Raw genomic sequence first — 16118 nt, 5'->3', positions numbered from 1 at the left:
CCCCGCCGCCCGCAACGCTTGCATTCGGGGGCGTTTCCGGCCATTTCTCGCCCCATGAACGAGACTGACGACAACACGGACGGGCGCACTACGGGCCGGCCGGTCGAGACCTTCGGCTGCCGTCTGAATGCCTATGAGTCCGAGGTCATCCGCGACCATCTCGCCCGTGCCGGGCGCGAGGATGTCGTCGTCATCAATACCTGTGCCGTCACACGCGAAGCCGAGCGCCAGGCCCGCCAGGCGATCCGCAAGGCCCGCCGCGCCAATCCGGCGGCCGAGATCGTGGTCACCGGCTGCGCCGCGCAGATCGATCCCGCCGCCTATGCGGCGATGGAAGAGGTCGACCGGGTGGTCGGCAACGAGGAGAAGCTGAAAGCCGAGACCTGGAACGCTCCAGGGGAGGCCAGGATCCTCGTCAACGACATCATGAGCGTGAAGGAGACGGCGTCGCATCTCGTCGCCGGTCTCGAAGGGCGCGCCCGGGCCTTCGTACAGGTCCAGCAGGGCTGCGACCATCGCTGCACCTTCTGCATCATCCCGTTCGGCCGCGGCAACAGCCGCTCGGTGCCGATGGGCGAGATCGTGCGCCAGATACGCGAGCTGGTGGCGAACGGCTACCGCGAGATCGTACTGACCGGGGTCGACATCACCTCCTACGGCGCCGACCTGCCGGGCAAGCCGGAACTCGGGCAGATGGTGCGCCGCCTGCTGGCACTGGTGCCGGAACTGCCACGCCTCCGCCTCTCCTCGATCGACGCGGTCGAGATCGACGACGACCTCTTGCAGCTCGTCAGGAACGAGCCGCGCCTGATGCCGCATCTGCATGTCAGCCTGCAGGCGGGGGACGACATGATCCTGAAGCGCATGAAGCGCCGGCACAACCGTTCCGACATCATAACGTTCTGCCGCGAGATGCGGGCGGCGCGGCCCGACATCGCCTTTGGCGCCGACATCATCGCCGGCTTCCCGACCGAAAGTGAGGAGATGTTCGCCAACAGCCTCGCACTGGTCGAGGAATGCGGCCTCTCCTACCTGCATGTCTTCCCCTATTCCGCCCGTCCGGGCACCCCGGCGGCGAAGATGCCGCAGGTTCCGGGACCGCTCCGGAAAGAACGTGCGGCAATGCTCCGCGCTGCCGGAGAACGCAGCCTCGCCCGGTTCCTCGACGGCCTCAGCGGAAGCCTGCAATCCGTGCTGGTCGAGAAACCGGATCTCGGGCGCGCGGAGAATTTCGCGCCGGTCCGCCTCGAGGGAGGCGTTCCCGGCGAGATCGTCCCTGTCCGCATCACCGGCAGCGACGGCACCCACCTTATCGGTCAGATCGAACGGAAATCCGCCGCATGAGCGAAGAACAAGCGGAAACGGAAGAGCGCCGCGGCTGGTTCCGGCGCCTGAAAGACGGGCTTGCCAAATCCTCCGGCAAGCTGGTCGGCGGCATCTCCGGGGTCTTCACCAAGAAACGGCTCGACGGCGAGAGCCTGGAAGAGCTGGAAGAGGTCCTGATCACGGCGGATCTCGGGGTCGAGACTTCCGCCAAACTGATCGCCAATCTCGCCAAGGAAAAGTTCGGCAAGGACGTGACGGACGAGGAGGTCCGCACCGCCTTCGCCGAGGATATCGCCGAAATCCTGGGTCCCGTCGCCAAGCCGCTCGAGGTCGCGACCGGCCGCAAGCCGCATATCGTGCTCATGGTCGGCGTGAACGGCAGCGGCAAGACCACCACGATCGGCAAGCTCGCCAAACAGTTTCGGGATCGCGGCCTCTCGGTGATGATGGCGGCCGGCGACACCTTCCGCGCCGCCGCCATCGAGCAGCTCCAGGTCTGGGGCGAGCGCACCGGCACACGGGTCATTGCGAAACCGCAAGGATCTGACGCAGCGGCACTGGCCTTCGATGCGATCGACGAGGCGAAAGCCGCCGGGACCGACGTGCTGCTGATCGACACCGCCGGACGGCTGCAGAACCGGGCCGAGCTGATGGAAGAGCTCGCCAAGGTGATCCGCGTCATCCGCAAGCAGGACGAGACGGCGCCGCACGATTGCGTGCTGGTGCTGGACGGCACCGTCGGTCAGAACGCGCACAGTCAGGTGAAGGCCTTCAAGGAGATGGTCGAGGTCAGCGGCCTCGTCGTCACCAAGCTCGACGGCAGCACCCGCGGCGGGGTCGTGGTGGCACTGGCCGACCAAGTCGGCCTGCCGGTCCATGCGGTCGGCGTCGGCGAGAGTGCGGAAGATTTGCAGCCTTTCGAGGCCGATCGTTTCGCCCGCGATCTGATGGGGCTTGAGTAGGCCCTACTCATTTCTTCAGTTGTCATCCCCACGAAAGTGGGGACCCAGAGATGACAGACCCAGCTTTATGTTCCCTGGGTCCCCGCGTTCGCGGGAATGACGACAGTAAAGGGTTGAGAGCGGTGGATCAGCGCTCAAACCCCCATCGGCATTTCCGAGCGCGGCGCGAACTCGCCCTGGCCCAGCGTCTCGCGATAATGCGCGAAGGCCCAGTGAACGGTCGGGAAGGCGATCTCGTCCCACGGGATCTCATCCCAGGTAAAGAGCCCGACATCCTCGCTCTCAGGGCCAGCGGAGATCTCGTCCGAGAGCAGCCTTGCCCGGTAGATCATCTGCACCTGACTGATCCGGGGGATGTTGTAGACGCCGAGCAGCGGACCGATCTCGATCCGGGCCCGGGCCTCCTCCCAGGCTTCGCGGGCGGCACCGTCCTGGGTCGACTCGCCTTCCTCCATGAAGCCGGCGGGCAGGGTCCAGTAACCGAGCCGCGGCGGGATCGCGCGCTTGCAGAGCAGGAACCTGTCCTCCCAGGTTGCCACCGCGCCCACGACGATCTTCGGATTGATGTAATTGATGAAGCCGCAATCGGTGCAGACCAGACGTTCCCGCTCGTCGCCCTCGGGGACCAGTTTGGTAACCGGCCCTTTCGCTTCGCTCCGCTCGTCGACCATCTTTCTCCCCGTCGCAGGCTGCCGGAAAAAGCCTAGCAGAGCCGGCTCCAAAAGAAAGCGCGGCCCGTATAGGACCGCGCTGAAACTTCCGGGCGTATTCCGAACTCAAACGAGGATGTCGATAGCATCCCCACGTTCGCGTTGCGTTTCCCTGCGGGCCTGATTCCGCAGCGCCGTTGCGCGCTCGTTATCGCCCTGAACTTCGCTGTTTTCATCGGAACTGGATACGGCAGCCGCCGTCAGCGGCGAGTTGTTCCGGTCGCGCTCCTGCTCCACCGGCCGGGGGGCAACCAGGGTCGGGAGCGTCGCATTCAGAGGAACAGTTACCGGGACAGCGGGTATCATTTACCTTCTCCAACTCCCGTAAATATGGGTTAAAAAGGGTAAATAGTCAATATCTCCCGGTTTTTCGCCGATTCGCGATTTGGGATCAGCGGTCCGTCATCAGCGCCGCGACACCCGGAAGGGTCTTGCCCTCGAGCCATTCGAGGAAGGCGCCACCGGCCGTCGAGACGTAGCTGAAACGGTCCGCCACCCCCGCATGCACCAGCGCGGCCACCGTGTCGCCGCCGCCGGCAACGCTGAGAAGCGCGCCCTGGTCGGTCAGCTCCGCCGCCGTCCGCGCGAGCGCGACGGTCCCGGCATCGAAGGGCGCGATCTCGAAAGCGCCGAGCGGACCGTTCCAGACCAGCGTCTCGCTGTCCTTCAGGATTTCCGCGAAAGCCGCCACACTCTCCGGACCCGCATCGAGGATCATCTTGTCGTCCGGCACGGCGGTGACCGGGACCACCTCGGAGGGCGCGTTCGCGGCGAACTCGGCGGCCACCACGCAATCCGTCTGCAGGCAGATCGTGCAGCCTTCCTGTTCCGCTTTCGCAATGATCTTGCGGGCGGTGTCCGCGAGATCCCGCTCGGCCAGCGATTTGCCCACCTCATGGCCCTGGGCGAAGAGGAAGGTATTGGCCATGCCCCCGCCGATGATCAGGTAATCGACCTTGGGCAGCAGGTTGCCGAGCAGATCCAGCTTGGTGGACACCTTGGCGCCGCCGACCACGGCCGCGACCGGGCGTTTCGGGGATTCGAGCGCATTGCCGAGCGCTTCCAGCTCCGCCTGCATCAGAAGGCCTGCATAGGCCGGCAGGTGATGGGCGAGCCCTTCGGTCGAGGCATGGGCGCGATGCGCGGTGGCAAAGGCGTCGTTCACATAGATATCGCCGAGCTTGGCCAGCGCCTTGGTGAATTCCGCCTCGTTCTTCTCCTCGCCCTTATGGAAGCGGAGATTTTCCAGCAGCAGAACATCGCCGTCGGACATCGCGGCGACGGCGGTCTCGGCCGGCGCACCGACGCAATCGTCGGCAAAGGCCACCGACACGTCGCCCAGCGCCTGCGCGAGCGGCGCGGCCACCGGTGCCAGAGACATTTCCGCCACCCGTTCGCCCTTTGGCCGACCGAAATGGGACAGCACCACGACCTTCGCGCCTTTTTTGCGCAGCGCCAGGATTGTCGGCGCGGCCCGTTCGATCCGCGTTGCGTCGGTCACCTTGCCGTCCTTCATCGGAACGTTCAGGTCCACGCGCAGCAGGACGGTGCGGCCCTTGGCATCGAGGGCATCGAGAGTGCGATAGGCTGACATGGTTGGTACTCCCCGCGGATTTCCGGCGCTTTCAATCACAGTCGGAGCGCGGTTTCAAGCGCGCTCGTGACCGTGAGGCCTACTTGTACGGATCTGCCGCGTCCCGAAGCCCGTCGCCGAAGAAATTGAAGGCGAGAACGACCAGGATCACCGGCACCACGGGCGCCATGATCCAGGGATAGAGTTCGACCGCATTGATGTTCTGCGCCTCGGTCAACAGGACCCCCCAGGAGGTGATCGGCGGACGCAGTCCGAGGCCGAGGAAGCTGAGCGCGGTCTCGCCGAGGATCATGGACGGAATCGAGAGCGTCGCCGAGGCGATCAGGTGGCTCATGAAGCTCGGCAGCAGATGGCGGCCGATAATCCGCTTCGGCTTTGCGCCCATCAGCTGGGCGGCAACGGCGAAATCCTCCTCGCGCAGCGCCAGCAGCTTGGAGCGCACCGCCCGCGCGAGACCGGTCCAGTCAAGCAAGCCGAGGATGATGGTGATGCCGAAATAGATCAGGATCGGGCTCCAGGTCACCGGCAGGGCGGCAGAGAGCGCCATCCAGAGCGGCAGTTCCGGGAAGGAGCGGATGATCTCGATGATGCGCTGGGTCAGGCTGTCGATCCAGCCGCCGTAATAGCCGGCGACGCCTCCGATCACGATGCCAAGCACGAAGCTGACCGCGATGCCGATCAGGCCGACGGTGAGCGAGATCCGGGTGCCGTAGACGATACGCGAAAACATATCGCGCCCGAGCCGGTCGGTGCCGAGCAGGAAGAGCGTCCCGTCCTCCGCCGGACAGACCAGATGGAAATCGGTCTCCACCGCGCCCCAGAACCTGTAGGGATCGCCCGAGCAGAAGAAGCGCAGCTCCTGCACCTTTTCCGGGTTCGGACTGTATTCCCGCTTCAGGTTGCGCATGTTCAGCGTGTAGTCGAGCCCGTAGACGAAGGGGCCGACGAAGCTGCCCTCGTGGAACAGGTGCACCCGCTGCGGCGGCGCGTAGATATGGTCGGTGTGCCGGGTCGCTAGAGCGTAAGGCGCGATCATCTCGCTGATGATGGTCGAGAAATAGAGCAGCAGCAGGAAGAGCCCGGAAATGACCGCGACGCGGTGGCGCTTCAGCTTCCACCACATCATCTGCCACTGGGACGCCATGTAGTAGCGTTCTTGCTCCGGCGTCAGGACCGAGTCCTCGTTCGGGTTGAACGGCTCGCGATTGACGTAATGGTCCGTGCGCGGACCCTCGCCCGAGGTGACGCTCATCGGTTCGCCCCCCCGCCGAGCCTGATCCTCGGATCGAGTACCGCCAGCAGCAGGTCGGAAATGAACATCCCGATCACCGTCAGCAGCGCCAGGAACATCAGGAAGGAGCCGGCGAGATACATGTCCTGGCTCTGCAGCGCACCGATCAGCATCGGTCCCGTGGTCGGCAGCGAGAGCACCATGGAAACCACGGCGGAGCCCGAGATCACCTGCGGCAGCATATTGCCGATATCGGCGATGAACGGGTTCAGAGACATCCGGAGCGGATACTTCATCAGCGCGCGGAACGGCGGCAGCCCCTTGGCGCGGGCGGTAATGACATATTGCTTCTGCAGCTCGTCAAGCAGGTTTGCCCGCAGCCGGCGGATCATCGCTGCTGTGCCGGAGGTCCCGATCACGACCACCGGGACCCAGAGATGCTCAAGCACCGACAGGGCCTTCTCGACGCTCCAGGGCTGATCGAGATATTTCGGGTCCATCAGTCCGCCGATCGAGGTCCCGAACCAGATGTTGGCAAGGTAGAGCAGGATCAGCGCCAGCAGGAAGTTCGGCGTGGCGAGCCCGATGAAACCGATGAAGGTCAGGCCGTAATCGCCGATGCTGTACTGGTTGGTCGCGGAATAGATGCCGATCGGAAAGGCGACCGCCCAGATGAAGATGATGGTCGCGAAATTGAGCACGAAGGTCAGGAACACCCTGTCGCCGACGACATCCGCTACCGGCAGCTGGTATTCGAAGGAATAACCATAATCGCCCTGCAGCAGGCCGGTCACCCAGAGGAAGTACTGCTCGTACATCGGCCGGTCGAGACCGTACTGCGCGCGCAGGGCTTCGATCTTCGACTGATCAACATTTTCGCCCTGGCTCTGCATCTCGTTGATCATCGTCGTCAGGTAGTCGCCGGGCGGCAACTGGATGATGACGAAGGTGATCACGCTGATCGCAATGAGCGTCGGGATCATAATCAGGATGCGGCGGACAAGGTAGGTCAGCACTAAATCTCTCCCTAGTCCGCGCTAGCGCTTTTGGTCGGCGCCTCGCCGTACCAGAAGGTATCCGGCAAATAGACGCCGAAATGGGCGCCCGGATCCCAGTTGTAGATCGCCTTTTCCGGCACGTTCTGCAGATTGTCGTGCACCACGACCGGCTGCAACACGCCCGAGACCAACCCGATGGTGAAAACCTGATCCGCGTTGATCTCGAGGATCTCCTTCCAGGCCGCGAGTTTGGCGGCCCGGGTCGAGGCGTCGCGCCAGGTGAAATAGAGATCCCGCAGCCGCTCGGCCGCCGGCATGTCGATCGCCGCGCCCGCCTGCCCGCCGGTCTCGATATGCTGGCCCCATTGCGGCCATTGCAGCTGCTGCTGGGTGTAGGGCACGAAATCCGCCGGGCTGGTAAAGGCGGTCGCCAACCCGTTTTCGGCGCCCGACCAAACGGAAACCAGAGTCTGGCCGGAGAAAATCCGGTTGCGGAAGACGTTCCGCTGGGACGGGCGGGTGAAGAGCTTGATCCCGGCATCGAGCCAGGAATCGTGAATCAGCGAAAGGATATCCGTCTGCTTGGTGCTCTCGCCGGCGGTCTCGACAATCAGTTCCAGCGGCCGCCCGTCCGGAAGGAGCCGAATGCCGTCTTCACCCCGCTCAAGGCCGATCTCGTCCAGCAGCCGGTTCGCCTGCTTCAGATCGAATCCCGCCCAGCGGGTCTGGTAATCCTTCTCGAAAAGCGGCGAGTCCGGCAGGACCGTGTTGTTCCCTTCGTAGGCCAGCCCGTAATAGATCACCTGGTTGATCTCGTAGCGGTTGATCGCCAGCGACAGTGCCCGGCGGAACCGCACGTCTCGGAACAGGCCGCGCCAGGCCGGATCTTCCGCGTTCAGGTTGGGAAAGAGCGCCATGTGCGAGCCCTTGGCGGTGCGCCAGAGCCGGGTGTCGAAGGGGAAGCGGTCCTCCGCTTCCTTCAGGAAGGTGTAATCGTCGAAGGAAAGATAACGCGCTTGGAGATCCGTATCGCCGGCGCCCGCCTTGGCGGGGATCAGTCCCGGACTCGCGACGTTGAAGATCACTTCGTCGATATAGGGAAGCTGGCGGCCTTTCGGGTCAACACGGTGGAAATAGGGATTGCGCTCGAAGCGGAACCGGGTCGAGGTCGCATTGCCGGTCACCCGCCAGGGCTGGAGGACCGGAAGATCCGGATTATCCATCCGGTACAGATTGTCCATCTTGTTGTGCAAGGCCGCCCAGTTCCTCTGGCGGGCATCCTCCACGAGCTTGGCGAGCGCCTCCGGATCGGCAAAGGCCGCATGCATCGGTTTCAGATAATGCGCCGGTCGGTAGAGATAGAGCGGACTCGCTTTGGCGAGGGACGGCAGGAAATCCGGGTTCGGCTTCGACCAGCTGTAGCGCACCGTCCGCTCGTCGAGCACCTGGAAAAGCGGCGCCTCGCCGTCCACCAGCAAGATGTTCGGCGGACCCGACGGCGAAAGCGCCTCGTTATTGGCCACATCTTCCCAGAAATAGCGGAAGTCCTCCGCCGTGAACGGATGGCCGTCCGACCAGCGATGATTCTTTCTGAGCGTGAAGGTAAAGACCTTCTCGTCCTCGACCTCGAATTTCTCCAGAATGTCGGCGAAGAGCTCGAAATCGCCAGGACGGTAGCTGACGAGACGGGCGTAGCCGTAGACCGTCATCTGCCGCGTGTCTTTGCTGCGCGCCATCAACATGCGCATGGTGCCGCCATAGCGCCCGAGCGATTTGCCCCGGCTCCCGAAATCGACCGTCATGGGCGGCTGAGGGAGACGCTCGGCAAGCGGCGGCAGGGTGCCGTTCGCGACCTGTTCGGCGAGAGAGGGAATTTCTTCGGCGGAAGCGGCTGCGGTCCAGACCGCCATCACAAGGGCCGGGATCAGGTACCGGAGTTTCACGATGCCAGCCTCAGGGTCAGAGCGGATTCATCGGCGCGCACGAAATGTCCGCCGCCGAGATCGATCAGGCGCGGATGGGTTTCCTCGCTCACCGTGAACGGCGCGGGCCACTCGGACGGCACCGAGCACCGGCCATCCATTACGGAATCGAAATCAAGCGGGCTGTCGAGGCTCGGATCCGGAACCGCCCGGAGCAGCGCCTTCGTGTAGGGATGCACGGGATTGCGGAACAGCTCCTCGCGCGGCGCCAGCTCCACCAGCCGCCCGGCACACATCACCGCGATCCGGTCGGCGATGTAATCGACCACCGCCAGATTGTGCGAAATGAAGAGATAGGTGAGGTTCAGCTTTTCCTGCAGGTCCTTTAGCAGGTTCAGCACCTGGGCCTGGATCGAGACGTCGAGGGCCGAGACAGGCTCGTCGCAGATCAGCATCCGCGGCTTCAGAGCGAGCGCGCGGGCGATGCCGATGCGCTGGCGCTGGCCGCCGGAGAAACTGTGTGGGTAACGGTTCAGGTGCCGCGCATCGAGCCCGACCAGCTTCATCAGTTCGGACACCATCTCCCGGCGGTAAGCATCGTCGCCGATACCGTGGATGACAAGCGGCTCGCTGACGATATCGAACACCGTCATCCGCGGATTGAGCGAGCTGAACGGGTCCTGAAAGACGAACTGAAGCTTCTGCCGGAAACCGGTGAGATCGTCGCCGGAAAGCCCCAGCACATCGATCTCGCCATCCGGATCGCAATAGCTCACCGAGCCCTGGTCAGGCGTCAGCGCCCGCATGATGGTCTTGCTGAGCGTGGTCTTGCCGCAGCCCGACTCGCCGACGAGCCCAAGGCATTCGCCCGGCTTCACTTCGAAGCTGACATCGTCCAGCGCATAGACCTTGGATTCCTCGCTGGACAGCCAGGAACCCTTACGGATGGTGAAACATTTCGAAAGGTTATCGACCTTGAGGATCGGCTTGTGCGTCGCAGCCTTTTTCTCTTCGCCGGTCGGGGCGAGCAGGTGGCCGGTCTCGCTCTTGATCTCGCGGATCGGCACCAGACGTTCGCCCGGCTCCATGTTGAAACGCGGAACCGCTGCCATCAGGGCTTTCAGATAGGGATGCTGCGGATTGCGGTAGAGCTCGTCCCTGGTCCCGCTCTCCATGATCCGGCCGCGATACATCACGACGACGTCGTCGGCCATATTGGCGACAACACCGAGATCGTGGGTGATCATCAGCACAGCCATGCCGAGCTCACCCTGCAGATCCTTGATCAGCTTCAGGATTTGCGCCTGGATCGTGACGTCCAGAGCGGTCGTCGGCTCGTCGGCGATCAGCAAGGCCGGGCGGCAGATCAGCGCCATCGAGATCATCGCACGCTGGCGGAGCCCGCCGGAAAGCTCGAACGGATATGTGCGGAGCGCCCGGGCCGGATCCGGGAAACCGACCATCCGCAGCATGTCCTCGGTCAGCTCGTCCGCTTCGCGGCCGGAGACGTTCCGATGCAGCTCGAGCGCCTCGCGGATCTGGTTGCCCACCGTATGCAGCGGCGACAGCGAGGTCATCGGCTCCTGGAAGATGAGCGAGATGCGGCCGCCGCGAATGTCGCGCATTTCCCGGCTGTTGCGCTTCAGGCGCGCGATATCGGTGATCGTGCCCTTGGCCCTGTCGTCGGAAAACAGGATTGAGCCGCCGCGGATTTCGGCGATCTGCGGCAACAGGCCCATGATGGCCTGGCTGACCACGCTCTTGCCCGAGCCGGACTCCCCGACCAGCGCGACCGTCGTGCCCGCGCGCACTTGGAAGGAAACCTTGTTGACCGCAAGCAGCTCTCCGCCCGGAAGGTCGAATGCCACTTGCAGATCCCTGACCCGCAATAGCGGTGTCAGCTGGTCGTCCATGCCTTTAATCCCCCGATACCACGGGCACCTACTGGTCCCTCGCGGCAAGCCCCACGGATACGCCCGCAGCCGCCAGATTGTCCGTTGTCGTCTGGTTGAGAGCGACGCCGTTCCGACCGGCGGCGGCAGCGGCATGCTCAAGCACCGTATCGAAACCGTCAAGTGTCGATTCGATGGAGATTTTCGTGCCGTTCCCGTCCTTTAGGACAAGCTGCATCCAGCCTTTCGCCTTGTCCTTCTGGGTCGAGTAGTATCGCAACTCCATTTCCGCCAGATCCGGCCAGGCGATGGCCTTGCCAAGCGGGCCGAGTGTACGAATTCCCTCCGGCGCGAGCTCTACCTGGCTCTGCCCTCGCAGCCATGTCTTGACGACGAAGCCGGCGAATACAAGCGAAATCAGGCCGAAGATGATCTGAAACGTGCCCAGCATCGGCGCGAAGAGCACCGGAAACGCAGTCACCGCAAACCCGAGCCCGCCGCGGAGATAGTCCGCCGTCAGTGCGCTTTTCTGGTAGGCATGCAGGCTCATGAGCGGTCCTTCAGAAACAAAAACAGTCACTCGGCGCCCGGAGCCGGACCGCCTCATGGGTCGCAAGCTCCGAGGCGAGCGCGCCGAGTTCGCGCCAATCTTCCTCCACCATTACCAGATGATGGGTCAAGAGTCCGCACGCCTCCTCGGGATCCACCGCCCCGGCCGCGCAGACCGCGAGATGACGGATGATCGCCTCCCGCACGGCCCCGATGCCGACGAAGCGACGGGTACCACGCCAATCGATAACATCGATATGAGTGTTCACACATTTGAGACCCGGCGCCGGTTCGGCGTTGCGGCGCGGCGTGAAGGCGGAAAGCCCCGAGAAGCCGCATGCGGTAAGCTCCGCAACAAACCCGGGCGCAATTCGGTTCCATGGCGGAACGAAAATCGGCAGGGCGGCATCGGGGAAGACCGCTATCAGCGCGCGAAGCCCGGCTGTCGCATCGGCGCGCATCTCCGCAACGCTCCGCCCGGCGGGAAACTCGCATTTCTTCTGGCCCTGCGCGGCGTGGTTCCGGTGCGCAAAGCCGTGGACGAGGAGTTCGGCCCCCGTGGTGTCAAGCCGGGCGGCCAGGCCGTCCGCGTCCATACCCTCCGGCACCACGGCCAGACCGGGTGCCCAGCCGGTGCGGGCCGCGAAGGACAGCAACGGCTCAAGCGCCGGGGCAGGTTCCTGCAAATCGTCGTCGCGCCACCAGAAGTCGAGCACGCGGCCCCGCTGCGCGGCCGCATCCAGCGCGCGAACGAGGTCTTCCGCAGAGGCAGGCCCGACAGTCACGCCTGCTCCAGAAGATCACCCAGGATACGCGCGGTGCCCGCCGCGCCGTCGAGATCCACGCCTGCGACGCCACGATCCTTGCCGGCAACAGCCTGTTCCATCGCGGCGGACACCGTATCAACGGCGAGCGCCTCCTCGGGAACGACGGAGAGACGGCCGCGCCCCGCCAGCAGATCCGCCCGCACGCGCTGTTCCGTCTCGACCCCGCCCTCGAAGGGGATCACCACCGAGGCGGTTCCCGCAGTCAGGATCTCGGCAAGCGTGTTGTAGCCGGCCTGGGAGATGGAAAGATACGCACGCGAAATGAGCGCTGCGAGATCCGGGCGGCTCCGCTCCACGATCACGCCCGGCCCCGCAAGCGCCTCGATCTCGCGCGCGGCCTCTTCGGGCATGTGCGGGCCGGTGACGAAACGCCAGGTCCGGTCGGAAAATGGGAGTTCCGGTTGCATGCGCACCAGTGCGGTCATGAAATTGCCGCCGACGGCGCCGCCGCCTGCCGAGACCAGGATCTCACCGGCACCGTCCCCGTCGGCCGAGCCGGTGTCGATCGGGTTCAGCACATAGCCGGTATAGCGCACCGGCGGCGTCAGCTCGCCATACATGGGAAAGGTGTCGGCAAGGCTGATCACGCTCTCGTCTCCATGCACCAGCACCAGATCGTAATAGCGATCAACGGTCTCCACGATCTCGCGATTGCGGTCGGCCCGGGGCTTGGTGACCAGGATATCCCTCATCGAGGAGACGATCTTCGGCTGCCAGGACGCCGCTTTCGCCTTCTCCAGCAGCGGCAGCAACTCGAAGCGCATCTGCCGGCGGCCGAAGGGAAAGAGTTCTGTGAAGAGGATGCCCGGCTTGAGATCCTCGAACAGCGCCAGCAGCTTGTCGCGCCGCGCGGCGCGCCAGGCATCGTCGATCTCCCGGCCGTTCTCGTCCGCGAGCACCTTGAAGAGATTGTCCGCGGCCCGGACCGGCGGCAGCTGGTGGAAGGCCGCGGCGCCGATATCGAGATGCGGCACCGGCATGCCGCCGGAGACGAAATGCACTTCGAAACCGTCCTCCGCAGCGGCACGGGCCACCGCCGCCGCGCGGCGGAGGTGACCGATCCCGAGGAGGTTCTGGACATATAGGAAGAGCGATCTGGACCGATTGTCCGTCATGGAAGCAGGCTCACATTCATAACGTCGGGCTCGAGCGCCCCGTCGGGGCCGAGACGGACCACATGCAACGCGCTCCAGTCAAGCCGCACCGGCGGCTTTCCCGTCATGTCCCAACCGTAAGCAAGCGCAAGCGCCGCACGGATCACACCCTTGTGGCTCACGGCTAAGCAGCATTCCGGACGAGGTTCCAGCCGGTTCAGCCTGCCGAAGAATTCAATGAGGCGCGCCTGCACCTCCCGCGGGCTTTCCCCGCCTTCAGGACGGAAGTCGAGGCCGCGCTGTTCATTGGCTTCCATTTCTAAACCGAAACGTTCTCGCAGAGTCGCGAGACGCTCTCCCTCCCAGCGCCCCCAATCCATCTCGATCAACTGGGACTCTTCAGAAAAAGCCGCGATCCCTGCAAGTTCCGCCGTTTCCCGCGCCCGGGAGAGCGGGGAGACGAATGCGCGAACGCCGCGAAAATCCACCGGAAGCCGGTAACGCCCGGCCTGTGCCCGGCCGGCAGCGGAAAGCGGGATATCGGCACGTCCCTGAAGACGCTTCTCCGCGTTCCAGTCCGTCGGCCCGTGACGCAGGAACCCGATCCTCATCGCCCCGCACCGTGCCTGGCCAAAACCCCGCCGAGCGCTTCGTCAAGGCAGGCCGAGGCCGCCTCCAGGCTGTGGAGCCGGTTCGCCTGCTCCCGAGCGGCTGTTCCCATCCGGCGGGCGCGCGCCGGGTCGGTCAGGAGTAAGTCGAGGTTGGCTGCGAACGCTTGCGCATCGCCTTCAGGCGACAGAAGCCCCGTCTCTCCGTTCGTGACGATATCGGGAACCCCGCCGACATCGCCCGCAACCACCGGAAGGCCCGCGGCCTGGGCTTCCAGGAGCGCCATCCCGAAGGCCTCGTTGATCGCTGGCCAGGCAAGAATGTCGGCGCCGAGATAGAGCCCCGTCAGACGCGCGGGATCGACGGCGCCAAGAAACTGCACGCACGCACCAAGCGGTGCAAAAGCGCGCTCTACGGAGACGCGGGCAGGTCCGTCGCCGGCGATCACGAGCGCCCAACGCCGATCCTGCGGTAGCAGGCGGAGCGCTTCCGCGAGCAAGGCATAGGACTCCGTTTTCGCGCCCGGCCTCATCATGCCGACCGCTAGGAGGATCGGGGTTCCCTCCGCCAGGCCAAGCTCCCGCGCGAGTGCGCCATATGACGGGCGCGGCGGATACGGCAGGCCGTCGACGAACGGTTTCAGGTCGAGGTAGGCGGCCTTCGGGCCGAGACAGGGCAGCAGGCAGGCCTTGTCCCGGCTGTTGAAACCGACCACGAGATCCGTTCGCCCGAGCGCGTCGATAATCCTCGCGTGAGAAGCCGCCCATGGGCCGACAGCGCGTTTCGGGGCGTTGGAAGCCTCTGCCGCGACATAGGGAATGCCGAGCCGCTCCGCCACGCGCGGGCCGATATGATCGGGCGCCTTGTAATAGAGGTGGTAGGTAAACCAGAGATCCGGAGACGCGATCTTTCCGCCCTCGCAACAATCAGCGAACCGGTTGGCGAAGCGGATTCCGCGTTCGGCGATCCGCCTCTGCAGATCCGGGTCGCCCTTGCCGTCCCGGCTGCGCAGCCGGGAAGCGAGAATAACCTCATGCCCCGCCTGGCAGAGCGCGGCCATCAAAAGACGGGCCATCCGCCGGTCTCCCGACGGGATTGGCGCGTCGGGAGCTTTCAAAGGCGCGTAGAAGGCAATCCTCACGCCGCCGCGTCCGTGCCGGACTCCGCTTCGGCCGGCCCGAGCCCCAGCAGATCCGCGAGAGTGGCGATGGCCGTACGGTGATCGAACCGGCCGCGGACCCGCTCCTCGCCGGCGGCGGCGAGCCGCGCGCGCCGTACCGGATCGCGGATCAGCCCCTCGAGCGCCGAGGTCAGCGCCGTCCCGTCATCCGGCGGAACCAACGCGCCGGTCACCCCATCCTCGATCAACTCCGGGATCGCGGACACCTCGGTCGCGAGACAGCAAAGCCGCTGGCTCTGGGCCTCCATCAGCACGTTCGGCAACCCGTCGCGGTCGCCGTCCTCGGCGACCCGGCTCGGCAGCACGAAGAGATCCGCCTCCCGGCAGGCCTCGATCACCGCGCTCTGCGCCGCCGCGCCGCGCCAGGTGACATGGCCGGAGATCCCGAGACGCCCGGCCTGCTCCTTCAAGGCGCCAAGCTCCTTGCCACCACCGATATGGGTCCAGTGCCAGGCAAGTCCCTCCGGCAGGCGGGCCATCGCCTCGAGCAGGCGATCGAAGCCCTTCTTCGGCACCGCGCGGCCGACCGAAAGCAGCCGCACGGGATCGCCGCTGCCGTCCCGTTCGGACGGCTCCCTCACCGGAGAGGCGAAACTGGAGAGATCCAGCCCGTGATAGACCAGCCGCGTCTTTCCCGGCACCAGCCCGTCCAGATGCGCATGACCGTATCGGGTACAGGTTACCGCCCAAGCGGCGTCTTCCAGCTTTTCCCGCTTCTCCCATTCGGGGCTGAGCCAGATGTCCTTGGCATGCGCCGAGGCCGACCAACTCCGTCCGGTCATCAGCGCGGCGTAGCGCGCGACCGAGGAGGGCGTGTGCAGGAAATGAGCGTAGATATGCCGGTAATGCGGGTCGAGCTCCGCCGCGAGAACCATTGCCTGACCGAAACGGCGCCCCCGGTTCGGAGTCGGGTCGCGCCGGAGATCCTTCAGCCAGAGCCGGAACACGGCGCCGTAACCGGGCAGGCGGCGGACCTTCCACCAGGCCCTCAGCACCCGGAGCGGCTCCTGATAGAGATATTCCGGCAGATAATTCACCGCAGCACGGATCCTGCCGTGCACCGGATGGGTTGCCTTGTCGGTCGGATGGCGGAGCGAAACGAGGGTGAAGTCGAGGCCGCGCGTCTGCAGTTCCAGAATCTCCTGAGCAATGAACGTTTCCGAGAGGCGCGGATAGCCTTTCAGCACGATCGCCGTCGGAACGCTTGCACCTGGAATGGTCATG

15 protein-coding genes are annotated in these 16118 nt (G+C 64.8%); 2 read left to right on the top strand and 13 right to left on the bottom strand.

Annotated elements, in window-relative coordinates; translation table 11 throughout:
- The first annotated feature begins 54 nt into the window (after positions 1–54).
- Together mtaB and ftsY are read left to right on the top strand one after the other, a co-directional pair.
- On the top strand, positions 55–1344 hold the full coding sequence (mtaB, locus tag NUH88_RS11390) for a tRNA (N(6)-L-threonylcarbamoyladenosine(37)-C(2))-methylthiotransferase MtaB (protein WP_257766530.1): 1290 nt from the start codon (positions 55–57) through the stop codon (positions 1342–1344).
- A complete protein-coding gene (ftsY, locus tag NUH88_RS11385) occupies positions 1341–2288 on the top strand; it encodes a signal recognition particle-docking protein FtsY (protein ID WP_257766529.1) in 948 nt (315 codons plus the stop codon). The genes mtaB and ftsY overlap by 4 nt, the downstream gene beginning before the upstream one ends.
- A gap of 134 nt (positions 2289–2422) precedes the next feature.
- On the opposite strand, the gene NUH88_RS11380 is transcribed toward ftsY, so the two are convergent.
- From NUH88_RS11380 to NUH88_RS11320, 13 genes are all read right to left on the bottom strand, one after another.
- A complete protein-coding gene (locus tag NUH88_RS11380) occupies positions 2423–2959 on the bottom strand; it encodes an NUDIX hydrolase (RefSeq protein WP_257766528.1) in 537 nt (178 codons plus the stop codon).
- Positions 2960–3064: 105 nt separating this feature from the next.
- Complete coding sequence (locus NUH88_RS11375) at positions 3065–3304, bottom strand: hypothetical protein (protein WP_257766527.1); 240 nt, start codon at positions 3302–3304, stop codon at positions 3065–3067.
- 85 nt (positions 3305–3389) lie between these two features.
- Positions 3390–4592: a phosphoglycerate kinase gene (locus NUH88_RS11370; RefSeq protein ID WP_257766526.1), complete on the bottom strand. Its 1203-nt coding sequence runs from the start codon at positions 4590–4592 to the stop codon at positions 3390–3392.
- Between the two features lie 79 nt (positions 4593–4671).
- The gene (locus NUH88_RS11365) at positions 4672–5844 is read right to left on the bottom strand and encodes an ABC transporter permease (RefSeq protein WP_257766525.1); all 1173 of its coding nucleotides are present in this window, start codon (positions 5842–5844) and stop codon (positions 4672–4674) included.
- Positions 5841–6839: an ABC transporter permease gene (locus NUH88_RS11360; protein WP_257766524.1), complete on the bottom strand. Its 999-nt coding sequence runs from the start codon at positions 6837–6839 to the stop codon at positions 5841–5843. Before NUH88_RS11360 ends, NUH88_RS11365 begins: the two co-directional genes overlap by 4 nt.
- An 11-nt stretch (positions 6840–6850) precedes the next feature.
- On the bottom strand, positions 6851–8764 hold the full coding sequence (locus tag NUH88_RS11355; protein ID WP_257766523.1) for an ABC transporter substrate-binding protein: 1914 nt from the start codon (positions 8762–8764) through the stop codon (positions 6851–6853).
- Positions 8761–10656 carry an ABC transporter ATP-binding protein gene (locus NUH88_RS11350; RefSeq protein WP_257766522.1) on the bottom strand — a complete coding sequence of 632 codons (1896 nt, stop codon included), beginning with the start codon at positions 10654–10656 and terminating at the stop codon, positions 8761–8763. Before NUH88_RS11350 ends, NUH88_RS11355 begins: the two co-directional genes overlap by 4 nt.
- Before the next feature lie 28 nt (positions 10657–10684).
- On the bottom strand, positions 10685–11185 hold the full coding sequence (locus NUH88_RS11345) for a hypothetical protein (RefSeq protein WP_257766521.1): 501 nt from the start codon (positions 11183–11185) through the stop codon (positions 10685–10687).
- 10 nt (positions 11186–11195) lie between these two features.
- A complete protein-coding gene (locus NUH88_RS11340; RefSeq protein WP_257766520.1) occupies positions 11196–11969 on the bottom strand; it encodes a polysaccharide deacetylase family protein in 774 nt (257 codons plus the stop codon).
- Complete coding sequence (locus NUH88_RS11335) at positions 11966–13126, bottom strand: glycosyltransferase family protein (RefSeq protein ID WP_257766519.1); 1161 nt, start codon at positions 13124–13126, stop codon at positions 11966–11968. Before NUH88_RS11335 ends, NUH88_RS11340 begins: the two co-directional genes overlap by 4 nt.
- Positions 13123–13716 (bottom strand): histidine phosphatase family protein, encoded by a 594-nt coding sequence (locus NUH88_RS11330; RefSeq protein WP_257766518.1) that lies wholly within the window; start codon positions 13714–13716, stop codon positions 13123–13125. The genes NUH88_RS11335 and NUH88_RS11330 overlap by 4 nt, the downstream gene beginning before the upstream one ends.
- The gene (locus NUH88_RS11325; RefSeq protein WP_257766517.1) at positions 13713–14789 is read right to left on the bottom strand and encodes a glycosyltransferase family 4 protein; all 1077 of its coding nucleotides are present in this window, start codon (positions 14787–14789) and stop codon (positions 13713–13715) included. Before NUH88_RS11325 ends, NUH88_RS11330 begins: the two co-directional genes overlap by 4 nt.
- Before the next feature lie 62 nt (positions 14790–14851).
- On the bottom strand, positions 14852–16117 hold the full coding sequence (locus NUH88_RS11320) for a glycosyltransferase family 4 protein (RefSeq protein WP_257766516.1): 1266 nt from the start codon (positions 16115–16117) through the stop codon (positions 14852–14854).
- Between the last annotated feature and the right edge of the window lies 1 nt (position 16118).

Source organism: Nisaea acidiphila (assembly GCF_024662015.1).
Taxonomy (GTDB): Bacteria; Pseudomonadota; Alphaproteobacteria; order Thalassobaculales; family Thalassobaculaceae; genus Nisaea; species Nisaea acidiphila.
This window is presented reverse-complemented; position numbering and strand designations above follow the sequence as displayed.